General features: G+C 67.4%; 22 protein-coding genes. All 22 read left to right on the top strand.

Features of this window, described 5'->3' with window-relative positions; translation table 11 throughout:
• Positions 1–660, top strand: coding sequence for a 50S ribosomal protein L3 (gene rplC / locus AC3ANN_RS13610; protein ID WP_194409411.1), 660 nt, complete (start codon positions 1–3; stop codon positions 658–660).
• Positions 661–664: 4 nt separating this feature from the next.
• Entirely contained in the window at positions 665–1327 is a 663-nt protein-coding gene (gene rplD / locus AC3ANN_RS13605; RefSeq protein WP_488337918.1) for a 50S ribosomal protein L4, read from the top strand.
• Positions 1324–1629, top strand: coding sequence for a 50S ribosomal protein L23 (gene rplW / locus AC3ANN_RS13600; RefSeq protein WP_488337917.1), 306 nt, complete (start codon positions 1324–1326; stop codon positions 1627–1629). Before rplD ends, rplW begins: the two co-directional genes overlap by 4 nt.
• A 26-nt stretch (positions 1630–1655) precedes the next feature.
• The gene (gene rplB / locus AC3ANN_RS13595; protein WP_488337916.1) at positions 1656–2495 is read left to right on the top strand and encodes a 50S ribosomal protein L2; all 840 of its coding nucleotides are present in this window, start codon (positions 1656–1658) and stop codon (positions 2493–2495) included.
• Positions 2496–2507: 12 nt separating this feature from the next.
• Entirely contained in the window at positions 2508–2789 is a 282-nt protein-coding gene (gene rpsS, locus AC3ANN_RS13590) for a 30S ribosomal protein S19 (protein WP_127818509.1), read from the top strand.
• Between the two features lie 26 nt (positions 2790–2815).
• Complete coding sequence (gene rplV / locus AC3ANN_RS13585) at positions 2816–3214, top strand: 50S ribosomal protein L22 (protein WP_109210486.1); 399 nt, start codon at positions 2816–2818, stop codon at positions 3212–3214.
• The gene (gene rpsC, locus AC3ANN_RS13580) at positions 3214–3969 is read left to right on the top strand and encodes a 30S ribosomal protein S3 (RefSeq protein WP_168912869.1); all 756 of its coding nucleotides are present in this window, start codon (positions 3214–3216) and stop codon (positions 3967–3969) included. The genes rplV and rpsC overlap by 1 nt, the downstream gene beginning before the upstream one ends.
• On the top strand, positions 3969–4388 hold the full coding sequence (rplP, locus tag AC3ANN_RS13575) for a 50S ribosomal protein L16 (protein WP_488337915.1): 420 nt from the start codon (positions 3969–3971) through the stop codon (positions 4386–4388). The genes rpsC and rplP overlap by 1 nt, the downstream gene beginning before the upstream one ends.
• On the top strand, positions 4388–4702 hold the full coding sequence (rpmC, locus tag AC3ANN_RS13570; protein WP_045301493.1) for a 50S ribosomal protein L29: 315 nt from the start codon (positions 4388–4390) through the stop codon (positions 4700–4702). The genes rplP and rpmC overlap by 1 nt, the downstream gene beginning before the upstream one ends.
• Positions 4702–5016 (top strand): 30S ribosomal protein S17, encoded by a 315-nt coding sequence (rpsQ, locus tag AC3ANN_RS13565; protein WP_488337914.1) that lies wholly within the window; start codon positions 4702–4704, stop codon positions 5014–5016. The genes rpmC and rpsQ overlap by 1 nt, the downstream gene beginning before the upstream one ends.
• On the top strand, positions 5013–5381 hold the full coding sequence (rplN, locus tag AC3ANN_RS13560; RefSeq protein WP_127818513.1) for a 50S ribosomal protein L14: 369 nt from the start codon (positions 5013–5015) through the stop codon (positions 5379–5381). Before rpsQ ends, rplN begins: the two co-directional genes overlap by 4 nt.
• 2 nt (positions 5382–5383) lie before the next feature.
• Positions 5384–5743, top strand: a complete 360-nt coding sequence (gene rplX, locus AC3ANN_RS13555) for a 50S ribosomal protein L24 (protein ID WP_488337913.1) — start codon at positions 5384–5386, stop codon at positions 5741–5743.
• 2 nt (positions 5744–5745) lie between these two features.
• The gene (gene rplE, locus AC3ANN_RS13550) at positions 5746–6336 is read left to right on the top strand and encodes a 50S ribosomal protein L5 (protein ID WP_488337912.1); all 591 of its coding nucleotides are present in this window, start codon (positions 5746–5748) and stop codon (positions 6334–6336) included.
• Positions 6337–6475: 139 nt separating this feature from the next.
• A complete protein-coding gene (gene rpsH / locus AC3ANN_RS13545; protein WP_488337911.1) occupies positions 6476–6874 on the top strand; it encodes a 30S ribosomal protein S8 in 399 nt (132 codons plus the stop codon).
• Positions 6875–6880: 6 nt separating this feature from the next.
• Positions 6881–7417, top strand: coding sequence for a 50S ribosomal protein L6 (gene rplF, locus AC3ANN_RS13540; protein WP_488337910.1), 537 nt, complete (start codon positions 6881–6883; stop codon positions 7415–7417).
• 2 nt (positions 7418–7419) lie between these two features.
• Complete coding sequence (gene rplR, locus AC3ANN_RS13535; RefSeq protein WP_488337909.1) at positions 7420–7779, top strand: 50S ribosomal protein L18; 360 nt, start codon at positions 7420–7422, stop codon at positions 7777–7779.
• On the top strand, positions 7776–8462 hold the full coding sequence (gene rpsE / locus AC3ANN_RS13530; protein ID WP_194409401.1) for a 30S ribosomal protein S5: 687 nt from the start codon (positions 7776–7778) through the stop codon (positions 8460–8462). The genes rplR and rpsE overlap by 4 nt, the downstream gene beginning before the upstream one ends.
• Positions 8462–8647: a 50S ribosomal protein L30 gene (gene rpmD, locus AC3ANN_RS13525; protein WP_018171461.1), complete on the top strand. Its 186-nt coding sequence runs from the start codon at positions 8462–8464 to the stop codon at positions 8645–8647. The genes rpsE and rpmD overlap by 1 nt, the downstream gene beginning before the upstream one ends.
• Entirely contained in the window at positions 8647–9363 is a 717-nt protein-coding gene (gene rplO / locus AC3ANN_RS13520; protein ID WP_488337908.1) for a 50S ribosomal protein L15, read from the top strand. The genes rpmD and rplO overlap by 1 nt, the downstream gene beginning before the upstream one ends.
• Positions 9364–9464: 101 nt before the next feature.
• Positions 9465–10790 carry a preprotein translocase subunit SecY gene (secY, locus tag AC3ANN_RS13515; protein WP_488337907.1) on the top strand — a complete coding sequence of 442 codons (1326 nt, stop codon included), beginning with the start codon at positions 9465–9467 and terminating at the stop codon, positions 10788–10790.
• Positions 10787–11380 carry an adenylate kinase gene (locus AC3ANN_RS13510; protein WP_488337906.1) on the top strand — a complete coding sequence of 198 codons (594 nt, stop codon included), beginning with the start codon at positions 10787–10789 and terminating at the stop codon, positions 11378–11380. The genes secY and AC3ANN_RS13510 overlap by 4 nt, the downstream gene beginning before the upstream one ends.
• 2 nt (positions 11381–11382) lie before the next feature.
• Complete coding sequence (map, locus tag AC3ANN_RS13505; RefSeq protein WP_488340843.1) at positions 11383–12225, top strand: type I methionyl aminopeptidase; 843 nt, start codon at positions 11383–11385, stop codon at positions 12223–12225.
• Positions 12226–12227: the final 2 nt, after the last annotated feature.

Below are 12227 nucleotides of genomic sequence, written 5' to 3'. Positions count from 1 at the left end.
ATGGCACACATCAACGAAAAGGTTTCCAAGGGCCTGCTCGGCACCAAGCTCGGCATGACCCAGGTCTGGGATGAGAACGGCAAGCTCGTTCCCGTCACCGTCATCGAGATCGCTCCGAACGTCGTCACGCAGGTGCGCACGCCCGAGAAGGACGGCTACAACGCTGTTCAGATCGCCTACGGCCAGATCGACCCCCGCAAGGTCAACAAGCCGCTGACGGCTCACTTCGAGGCCGCCGGGGTCACCCCGCGCCGCCACCTCACCGAGATCCGCACCGCGGACGCTGCTGACTACTCACTCGGTCAGGAGCTCACGGCTGAGGGCACGTTCGAGGCCGGCCAGCTGGTCGACGTCGTCGGCACCAGCAAGGGCAAGGGCACCGCGGGTGTCATGAAGCGCCACAACTTCAAGGGCGTCTCCGCTTCGCACGGTGCGCACCGCAACCACCGCAAGCCCGGTTCGATCGGCGCGTCGTCGACCCCGAGCCGCGTGTTCAAGGGCATGCGCATGGCCGGCCGTATGGGTGGCGAGCGCGTGACCGTCCTCAACCTCACGGTGCACGCCGTCGACGCCGAGAAGGGTCTGCTGCTCGTCAAGGGCGCCGTCCCCGGCGCGCGCGGCCGCATCGTCTACGTCCGCAACGCAGTGAAGGGTGCCTGAACTCATGGCTGACTCGACTCTCGCGCTCGACGTCGTGAAGGCAGACGGCAAGAAGGCCGGCTCGATCGAGCTGCCCGCCGCGCTCTTCGACGTCAAGACGAACATCCCCCTCATCCACCAGGTCGTCGTCGCGCAGCTCGCGGCGGCTCGCCAGGGCACCCACTCGACCAAGCGTCGCGGTGAGGTCTCGGGCGCCGGCCGCAAGCCCTTCAAGCAGAAGGGCACGGGTAACGCCCGTCAGGGTTCGATCCGCGCGCCGCAGATGACCGGTGGTGGCATCGTGCACGGCCCGAAGCCGCGCGACTACTCGCAGCGCACGCCCAAGAAGATGATCGCCGCTGCCCTCCTGGGTGCGCTCAGCGACCGTGCTCGTGGCGAGCGTCTCCACGTCGTCGAGTCCTTCGACATCGAGGGCGCGCCGTCGACCAAGGCGGCCGCGTCGGTCTTCGCCGCGCTCGGCGCGACGAAGAACGTGCTCGTCGTGGTGGACCGTGACGACGATCTCAGCGTGCTGAGCGTCCGCAACATCGCGTACGCCCACGTGCTGCCGTTCGACCAGCTGAACGCCTACGACGTGATCGTCTCGGACGACATCGTCTTCACCAAGGCCGCCTTCGACGCCTTCGTCGCGTCGAAGAGCACCACCACCGAGGAGGTCTCGGCATGAGCACCATCGCCGTGAACAAGGACCCGCGCGACATCATCCTGAAGCCGGTCGTGTCCGAGAAGAGCTACGGGCTCATCGACGAGGGCAAGTACACGTTCCTCGTGGACCCGCGCGCCTCGAAGACCGAGATCAAGCTCGCGATCGAGAAGATCTTCGGCGTCAAGGTGGCCGCGGTCAACACGATCAACCGCGTCGGCAAGGCTCGTCGCACCCGCTTCGGCACCGGAAAGCGCAAGGACACCAAGCGCGCCATCGTGACCCTGAAGTCGGGCACCATCGACATCTTCACGGCAGTCGGCTGACGGTCGGGACAGAGGACTAGAGAACTATGGCTATTCGCAAGTACAAGCCCACGACCCCGGGTCGCCGCGGCTCGTCGGTGGCCGACTTCGCCGAGATCACCCGATCGACGCCCGAGAAGTCGCTCCTCCGCCCGCTCAGCAAGACCGGTGGCCGCAACAACCAGGGCCGCATCACCACCCGCCACATCGGCGGTGGCCACAAGCGTCAGTACCGCGTCATCGACTTCCGTCGCAACGACAAGGACGGCATCGACGCCAAGGTCGCGCACATCGAGTACGACCCCAACCGCACCGCGCGCATCGCGCTGCTGCACTACAAGGACGGCGAGAAGCGCTACATCCTCGCGCCGAACAAGCTGCAGCAGGGTGACGTCGTGGAGTCGGGGCCGAGCGCCGACATCAAGCCGGGCAACAACCTGCCGCTGCGCAACATCCCGACCGGTACCGTCATCCACGCCATCGAGCTCCGTCCCGGCGGCGGCGCGAAAATGGCCCGTTCGGCGGGCGCCTCGGTGCGTCTCGTCGCGAAGGACGGCCCTTACGCCCAGCTGCGTCTGCCCTCGGGCGAGATCCGCAACGTCGACGCGCGCTGCCGCGCGACCGTCGGCGAGGTCGGCAACGCCGAGCAGTCGAACATCAACTGGGGCAAGGCCGGCCGCAAGCGCTGGAAGGGCGTCCGCCCGACCGTCCGCGGTGTCGCCATGAACCCTGTCGACCACCCGCACGGTGGTGGTGAGGGCAAGACCTCCGGTGGTCGTCACCCTGTTTCGCCGTGGGGCCAGGCTGAAGGCCGCACCCGCCACGCGAACAAGGAAAGCGACAAGTACATCGTTCGCCGTCGCAACGCCGGCAAGAAGCGCAAGTAGGAGTAGAGGAAGATGCCTCGTAGCCTTAAGAAGGGCCCCTTCGTCGACGAGCACCTGCTTCGCAAGGTCGTCTCGCAGAACGAAGCCAACACGAAGAACGTCATCAAGACCTGGTCGCGTCGTTCGATGATCGTCCCGGCCATGCTCGGCCACACGATCGCCGTCCACGACGGTCGCAAGCACATCCCCGTGTTCGTGACCGAGACCATGGTCGGCCACAAGCTGGGCGAGTTCGCGCCCACCCGCACCTTCCGCGGCCACGTGAAGGACGACAAGAAGGGCCGTCGCCGCTGACGCGGCGACGCATAGAGGAGAGAGAAATGGTGGAGTCCATCGCACGCGTGCGACACATCCGCGTGACCCCTCAGAAGGCTCGTCGTGTCGTCGCCCTCATCAAGGGCAAGCAGGCCGAGGAGGCCCTGGCCATCCTCAAGTTCGCGCCGCAGGGCGCGAGCGAGCCGATCTACAAGCTCGTCGCCTCGGCGATCGCGAACGCTCGCGTGAAGGCCGACAAGGACGGCGAGTACCTGGACGAGCAGGACCTGTACGTGAAGAACGCGTACGTCGACGAGGGCACGACGCTCAAGCGTTTCCAGCCCCGCGCGCAGGGTCGAGCCTTCCAGATCAAGAAGCGCACGAGCCACATCACCGTCGTGCTCTCGACCCCCGAGGTCGCAGAGACGGCGCCGGCTGCCAAGAGCAAGAAGGCGAGCAAGTAATGGGACAGAAGGTCAACCCGTACGGCTTCCGCCTCGGCATCACCACGGACCACGTGTCGCGTTGGTTCTCGGACTCGACGAAGCCCGGACAGCGCTACGCCGACTACGTGGCCGAGGACATCAAGATCCGTCGCCTGCTGACGACGTCGCTGGACCGCGCCGGCGTCAGCAACATCGAGATCGAGCGCACGCGTGACCGCGTCCGCGTCGACATCCACACCGCCCGCCCGGGCATCGTGATCGGCCGCCGCGGCGCCGAGGCCGAGCGCATCCGCGCCGACCTCGAGAAGCTCACCGGCAAGCAGATCCAGCTGAACATCCTCGAGGTGAAGAACCCCGAGGCCGACGCCCAGCTCGTCGCGCAGGGAATCGCCGAGCAGCTCACCGCTCGCGTGGCGTTCCGCCGCGCGATGCGCAAGGGCCTGCAGGGCGCGCAGCGCGCCGGCGCCAAGGGTGTCCGCATCCAGGTCTCCGGCCGCCTCGGCGGCGCCGAGATGAGCCGCTCGGAGTTCTACCGCGAGGGTCGTGTGCCGCTGCACACGCTGCGCGCGAACATCGACTACGGCTTCTACGAGGCCAAGACCACCTTCGGCCGCATCGGCGTGAAGGTGTGGATCTACAAGGGCGACCTGACCAACAAGGAGCTCGCGCGCGAGCAGGCGAACCAGAAGCCGGCGCGTGAGCGCGGCGACCGCCGTGGCCCGCGCGGCGACCGTCGCAACGAGGCCCCCGTGGCAGAAGGAGCGTCGGCGTAATGCTCATCCCCCGCAAGGTCAAGTACCGCAAGCAGCACCACCCCAAGCGCGATGGCCAGGCCACCGGCGGCACGAAGGTCTCCTTCGGCGAGTTCGGCATCCAGGCGATCACGCCCGCTTACGTGACCAACCGTCAGATCGAGTCCGCTCGTATCGCCATGACGCGTCACATCAAGCGTGGCGGCAAGGTGTGGATCAACATCTACCCCGACCGACCGCTGACCAAGAAGCCCGCCGAGACCCGCATGGGTTCGGGTAAGGGTTCGCCGGAGTGGTGGGTCGCAAACGTCAAGCCGGGTCGCGTCCTCTTCGAGGTCGCCGGCGTCAACGAGCAGCTCGCTCGCGAGGCCCTGACCCGTGCCATCCACAAGCTGCCTCTCAAGGCACGCATCATCAAGCGCGAGGAGGGCGACGCGTAATGGCGATCGGCACCAAGACGCTCGCCCCGAGCGAGCTCGACACGTTCGAAGACCAGCGCCTGGTCGAGGAGCTGCGCAAGGCCAAGGAAGAGCTGTTCAACCTGCGCTTCCAGTCGGCCACCGGCCAGCTCGAGAGCCACGGCCGCATCCGCGCCGTCAAGCGCGACATCGCGCGGCTCTACACCGTGATCCGCGAGCGCGAGCTCGGCATCCGTGCCACTCCCGCTCCGCTGGAGACGGCGACCAAGGCGAAGAAGACGAAGGCCAAGAAGGCGGACGCCGCTGACGAGGCTGCGAAGGAAGAGGCCGAGTGATGGCTGACAAGAAGCAGGCCGCCGAGGTCGAGCACGCTGAGCACGACGTCCGCGACGTCAACGCGCGCGGCTACCGCAAGGCCCGCCGCGGCTACGTCGTGAGCGACAAGATGGACAAGACGATCGTCGTCGAGGTCGAGGACCGCGTGAAGCACCCCCTCTACGGCAAGGTCATCCGTCGCACGTCGAAGGTCAAGGCGCACGACGAGGGCAACACCGCCGGCATCGGCGACCTCGTCCTCATCAACGAGACCCGCCCGCTGAGCGCCACGAAGCGCTGGCGCCTGGTCGAGATCCTGGAGAAGGCCAAGTGATTCAGAACGAGTCCCGCCTCAAGGTCGCCGACAACACGGGCGCCAAGGAGCTGCTCACCATCCGCGTTCTCGGCGGCTCGAACCGTCGCTACGCCGGTCTCGGTGACATCATCGTGGCGACCGTCAAGGACGCGATCCCGGGCGGCAACGTGAAGAAGGGCGACGTGGTCAAGGCCGTCGTCGTCCGCACCGTCAAGTCGACCCGTCGTCCCGACGGCTCGTACATCAAGTTCGACGAGAACGCCGCCGTCATCCTGAAGAACGACGGGGAGCCCCGCGGCACCCGCATCTTCGGGCCGGTCGGCCGTGAGCTTCGCGACAAGAAGTTCATGAAGATCGTCTCGCTCGCCCCGGAGGTCATCTGATCATGGCGAACATCAAGAAGGGCGACCTGGTTCAGGTCATCACGGGCGCCAAGCCCGAGCGTGGCGGCGACCGCGGCAAGCAGGGCAAGGTCCTCGAGGTCCTCACCGAGCAGAACCGCGTCATCGTCGAGGGCGTGAACTACGTCACCAAGCACACCCGCGTCGGCCAGTCGCAGCGCGGTACCAAGACGGGCGGCATCGAGACGATGGAAGCCCCGATCCACATCTCCAACGTCCAGCTCGTCGACCCCTCGACCAAGAAGCCGACGCGTGTCGGCCACCGCGTCGAGGAGCAGACGAAGGACGGCGTCAAGCGCACGGTCCGCGTGCGCTTCGCGAAGAAGTCAGGCAAGGACCTCTGAACATGAGCACCGCCACTGCCGTGGAGGCTGGCAAGATCCAGCCCCGCCTCAAGCAGAAGTACAAGGCCGAGATCCAGCAGCAGCTGCAGGAGGAGTTCGGCTACAAGAACGTCATGCAGATCCCCGGCCTGGTCAAGGTCGTGGTGAACACCGGTGTCGGCGAGGCGGCTCGCGACAGCAAGGTGATCGATGGCGCGGTCGACGACCTCACCAAGATCACCGGCCAGAAGCCGGTCGTGACCAAGGCTCGCAAGTCGATCGCGCAGTTCAAGCTGCGCGAGGGTCAGCCGATCGGTGCGCACGTGACCCTTCGCGGTGACCGCGCGTGGGAGTTCATCGACCGCCTCGTCAACCTCGCCCTGCCCCGCATCCGCGACTTCCGCGGCCTTTCGGGCAAGCAGTTCGACGGACACGGCAACTACACCTTCGGTCTCCAGGAGCAGTCCGTGTTCCACGAGATCAACCAGGACAAGATCGACCGCGTGCGGGGCTTCGACATCACCATCGTGACGTCGGCGACCACGGATGACGAGGGCCGCGCGCTTCTGCGCCACCTCGGCTTCCCGTTCCGCAACGAGGACCAGCAGTCCTGATCCAGAATTCCGGATGCCTCGGCCCGGGCGCGTGCGCGGGCCGAGGCATCCTGAACGAGACACAACCGAATATCGCAGTCATCGAAGGTCGTCTGTCGTGTAACGGCAGCCGAAACCTCGTGAGCAAAGGAATCAACAAATGACAATGACAGACCCGGTCGCAGACATGCTGACCCGTCTGCGCAACGCGAACTCGGCGCACCACGACTCCGTGTCGCTGCCGAGCTCGAAGCTCAAGACCCACATCGCCGAGATCCTCAAGCAGGAGGGCTACATCGCGGACTGGTCCGTCTCGGACGCCCGCGTCGGCCAGACCCTCACGCTGTCGCTCAAGTACGGCCCGAACCGCGAGCGGTCGATCGCCGGCATCAAGCGCGTCTCGAAGCCCGGCCTCCGCGTGTACGCGAAGTCGAACGAGATCCCGCGTGTCCTCGGCGGGCTCGGCGTCGCGATCCTGTCCACCTCCTCCGGTCTTCTCACGGACCGCCAGGCAGAGCAGAAGGGCGTGGGTGGGGAAGTCCTCGCCTACGTGTGGTGATCTGACATGTCGCGTATCGGTCGTCTTCCGATCGACATCCCCGCCGGTGTGACCATCACGGTCGATGGCCAGGATGTCGCCGTCAAGGGCCCCAAGGGCGAGCTCTCGCTCACCGTGGCCCGCCCCATCGAGGTCAAGGTCGAGGAGGGCCAGGTCGTCGTGACCCGTCCCGACGACGAGCGCTCCTCGCGTTCGCTCCACGGCCTCACCCGCACGCTCATCAACAACAACATCATCGGTGTCACCCAGGGCTACACCAAGGGCCTCGAGGTCGTCGGCACGGGTTACCGCGTGGCGCAGAAGGGCACGGCGGTCGAGTTCGCTCTCGGCTTCTCGCACCCCGTCCTCGTCGAGCCGCCCGCCGGCATCACCCTGACCGTCGAGGGCAACAACAAGCTCACGGTCAGCGGCATCGACAAGCAGGCCGTCGGCGAGGCGGCTGCCAACATCCGCAAGATCCGCAAGCCCGAGCCGTACAAGGGCAAGGGTGTGCGCTACGCCGGCGAGGTCGTTCGGCGCAAGGCCGGAAAGGCTGGTAAGTAACCATGGCTGTGAAGTCGAAGTCCGACGCGCGCGCGCGTCGTCACGCCCGCCTTCGCAAGAAGGTCGTCGGCACGACCGAGCGTCCCCGCCTGGTCGTGACGCGTTCGGCGCGCCACGTGTTCGTGCAGCTCGTCGACGACAGCAAGGGCCACACGCTGGCCTCGGCCTCGACACTCGAGACCGATCTGCGTGCGACCGACGCCGACAAGACCGCCAAGGCGCGCAAGGTCGGCGAGCTCCTCGCGGAGCGCGCGAAGGCCGCCGGCGTCTCGGACGTCGTGTTCGACCGTGGCGGCAACCGCTACGCGGGCCGTGTCGCGGCGATCGCCGAAGGCGCGCGCGAGGGAGGTCTGAACCTGTGAGTGACAACAAGGAGAACATCGTGACCGAGCAGGCAGCTGCCGAGGCTCCGGCCGAGGCGGCCACGGCGCCCGCCGAGCGCGAGCGCGAGCCGCGCCGCGGCGGTCGCGAGCGCAACCCCAACCGCGACCGCGGAGGCCGCGACCGCAACGAGAGCCAGTTCCTCGAGCGCGTCGTCACCATCAACCGCGTGTCGAAGGTCGTCAAGGGTGGTCGTCGCTTCAGCTTCACCGCGCTCGTCGTCGTCGGCGACGGCAACGGTGTGGTGGGCGTCGGCTACGGCAAGGCCCGCGAGGTGCCGCTGGCGATCTCGAAGGGTGTCGAGGAGGCCAAGCGCAACTTCTTCCGCGTCCCCCGTGTCGGCTCGACGATCCCGCACCCGGTGCAGGGTGAGGCGGCCGCCGGTGTGGTGCTGCTTCGTCCCGCCGCCGCCGGTACCGGTGTCATCGCCGGTGGTCCGGTGCGTGCGGTGCTCGAGTGCGCCGGTATCCACGACGTGCTGTCGAAGTCGCTCGGTTCGTCGAACACGATCAACATCGTCCACGCGACGGTGGAGGCCCTGAAGCAGCTCGAGGAGCCCCGTGCGGTCGCCGCGCGTCGTGGCCTCGAGTTCGACCAGGTCGCCCCCGCCCGTCTCGTCCGTGCCGAGGCTGAGGCCGCGGCCGCTGCGAAGGCAGGTGTCTGATGGCTGCGCGTCTGAAGGTCACGCAGGTCAAGTCCAAGGTGAGCGAGAAGCAGAACCAGCGCGACACGCTGCGTTCGCTCGGTCTGAAGCGGATCGGCGACTCGGTCGTCCGTCCCGACGACGCGCAGACGCGCGGTTACGTCCGGACCGTCGCGCACCTCGTGAAGGTTGAGGAGATCGACTGATGGCTGAGAAGGCCGAGAAGAACGAGGCCGTCGAGCCGGAGGCCAAGAAGTCTCCTGCGAAGAAGACGGCTGCTGAGAAGGCTGCTGCGCCCAAGGCCGCCGCCGAGAAGGGGGCGGCTGCCCCCAAGAAGGCGCCCGCGAAGGCTGCTGCCGACAAGGCCGAGAAGGCCGAGAAGGCGCCTGCCGCCAAGGCGGCGGCTGCCCCCAAGAAGGCGTCCGACAAGGCTGCTCCCGCGAAGAAGGCTCCGGCCAAGAAGGCGGATGCCCCGGCTGCGCGCCCCGGCGTGCTGAAGGTGCACCACCTGCGTCCGGTCCCGGGCTCGAACACCCCCAAGACCCGCGTGGGTCGCGGTGAGGGCTCGAAGGGCAAGACCGCGGGCCGTGGCACCAAGGGCACCAAGGCCCGCTACCAGGTCAAGGTCGGCTTCGAGGGTGGGCAGATGCCGCTGCACATGCGCACCCCGAAGCTCCGCGGCTTCAAGAACCCGTTCCGCGTCGAGTACCAGGTCGTGAACCTGGACAAGCTCGCGGAACTGTACCCGGCCGGTGGCGACGTCACCGTCGGCGACCTGGTCGCCAAGGGTGCTGTGCGCAAGAACGAGAAGGTCAAGGTGCTCGGCACCGGAGACATCTCGGTGAAGCTCAACGTGTCGGTCGACAAGGTCTCGGGATCCGCCGAGCAGAAGATCGTCGCCGCGGGCGGCAGCGTCAAGTAAATACTCACAGTGGGGGTCGGAGCTTGCTCCGGCCCCCACTGGGTTACCCTGGACGTCGGCATGTCGCCGTGCCTGCCGGCATCCCCACTGGAGGAAACCTCTTGTTCAGCGCCATCGCGCGGGTCTTCCGCACACCCGACCTTCGGCGGAAGATCGCATTCACTCTCGCGATCATCGCCCTGTACCGCTTCGGCGCGCACATCCCGGCGCCGTTCGTCGACTTCCCGAACGTACAGTCGTGTCTGGACCAGTCCCAGGGCGCGGAAGGCCTGCTGTCGCTGGTCAACCTGTTCTCGGGCGGTGCGCTCCTCCAGCTGTCGATCTTCGCGCTCGGCGTCATGCCGTACATCACGGCGACGATCATCGTCCAGCTGCTGCGCGTGGTCATCCCGCACTTCGAGACCCTCTACAAGGAGGGCCAGTCGGGCCAGGCGCGGCTGACGCAGTACACGCGCTACCTCACGATCGCGCTGGCGCTCCTCCAGTCCACGACCCTCGTCACCGTCGCACGCAGCGGTCAGCTGTTCGGCGTGACCGGCATCCCCGAGTGCGAGCAGCTGCTCACCAACGACGTGTGGTGGGCGCAGCTCCTCATGATCATCACGATGACCGCCGGCACCGGCCTCATCATGTGGTTCGCCGAGCTCGTCACCGAGCGCGGAATCGGCAACGGCATGTCGCTGCTGATCTTCACCTCGATCGCTGCGACCTTCCCGGCCTCGCTGTGGGCGATCGCCCAGTCGCGCGGGTTCGAGGTCTTCCTCCTCGTCCTCGCCGTCGGCATCGTGGTCGTGGGCCTCGTCGTCTTCGTCGAGCAGTCCCAGCGCCGCATCCCGGTTCAGTACGCCAAGCGCATGGTCGGCCGCCGCACGTACGGCGGGACGAACACGTACATCCCGATCAAGGTCAACATGGCCGGCGTCGTGCCCGTCATCTTCGCCTCGTCGCTGCTGTACATCCCTGCGCTCATCGCGCAGTTCAACATGCAGCCGAACGCCGACAACGAGATCCCCGAGTGGGTGGCGTGGATCCAGACGTACTTCACGAACGGCGATCACCCGATCTACATGGCGGTGTACTTCCTGCTCATCGTCGGGTTCACGTACTTCTACGTCGCGATCACGTTCAACCCGGTCGAGGTCGCCGACAACATGAAGAAGTACGGCGGCTTCATCCCCGGCATCCGTGCCGGTCGTCCGACGGCCGAGTACCTCGACTACGTGCTCACGCGCATCACGCTGCCCGGCTCGCTCTACCTCGGTCTCATCGCGCTGCTTCCGCTCATCGCGCTGGCGACGGTGGGCGCGAACCAGAACTTCCCGTTCGGCGGGGCGTCGATCCTCATCATCGTCGGCGTGGGCCTCGAGACCGTCAAGCAGATCGACGCCCAGCTGCAGCAGCGTCACTACGAGGGGCTCCTCCGATGACCCGCCTGCTGATCGTGGGGCCGCAGGGCTCGGGCAAGGGCACTCAGGGCATCCGGATCGCCGAGACCTTCGGCATCCCGGCCATCTCAACCGGCGACGTGTTCCGCGGTGCGGTCAAGGCCGGCACGCCGCTGGGGGAGCAGGTCAAGGCGATCATCGACGCGGGCGATCTGGTGCCCGACGAGCTGACGAGCGCCGTCGTGCGCGACCGGCTGTCGCAGCCGGATGCTGCGGATGGCTTCCTGCTCGACGGGTATCCGCGCAACGTCGCCCAGGTCATGCACCTCGACGAGTTCCTCGAGGGCCGTGGCGAAGAGGTCGACGCCGTCATCGAGCTCGACGTCCCGCGTGACGAGAGCATCGCGCGCCTGTCGCACCGCGCCGCCGAGCAGGGGCGCAGCGACGACACCGAAGAAGGCATCGCCAACCGGCTGGCCATCTACGAGCGCGAGACCGCTCCGATCCTCGACGTCTACCGCGCTCGCGGCGTCGTCGTGCGCATCGACGGCGTCGGGTCGCTCGATGAGATCACCGGCCGGATCGTGGCGGCGCTCGAGGCACGCGGTCTCGACCGCGGTGCCGCAGCGTGACCGTGGCGCTCCGCCGATCCATCTACAAGTCGCCTGCGCAGCTGCGGGCGATGCTCGAGCCGGGTCTGATCACCGCGGCCGCACTCGACGCCGCGCGCGGGCTGATCGCTCCCGGGGTCACCACGGCCGAGCTCGATGCCGCGGCATCCGCCGTCATCACCGCCCGCGGCGCGAAGTCGAACTTCCAGATGGTGCGCGGCTACCGTCACACGATCTGCGCCTCCGTCAATGAGCAGGTCGTGCACGGCATCCCGGGTGACCGCGCCCTCGTCGCGGGCGACATCGTCTCGATCGACGCGGGCGCCGAGTACAAGGGCTGGAACGGCGACTCCGCGTTCACCTTCGTCGTCCCCGACGACACGCGCCCCGAGCTCGTCGCCGAGCGCCGGCGGCTGTCGGAGGTCACCGAGGGTTCGCTGTGGGCCGGCATCGCGGCGCTCGCGACGGCGAAGCATCTCGGCGAGGTCGGCGCGGCGATCCAGGAGCACATCGAGGCGAACTCGCCCGAGAGCGGCGCGTACGGCATCCTTCGCGAGTACGTCGGCCACGGCATCGGGCGCAAGATGCACGAGTCGCCGTCGGTGTTCAACTACCGCGTCTCCGACCCCGGGCCTGAGGTGCGCCCCGGCCTCGTGCTCGCCATCGAGCCGATGGTCGTGATCGGCGACCAGGCCACGTACATCGAGGACGACGGCTGGACCGTGTCGACGGTGGACGGCACCGCCGGCTCCCACTGGGAGCACAGCGTCGCGGTGCACGAAGACGGAATCTGGGTGCTCACGGCACCCGACGGCGGCGCCGCGGGCCTTGCCCCGTTCGGCGTGACGCCGCGCGAGATCGCCTGAGG

This window comes from Microbacterium sp. STRO-2N (assembly GCF_057747775.1).
Note: the sequence above shows the minus strand (reverse complement) of the source record. Positions and strands in the feature narration are given on the sequence as shown.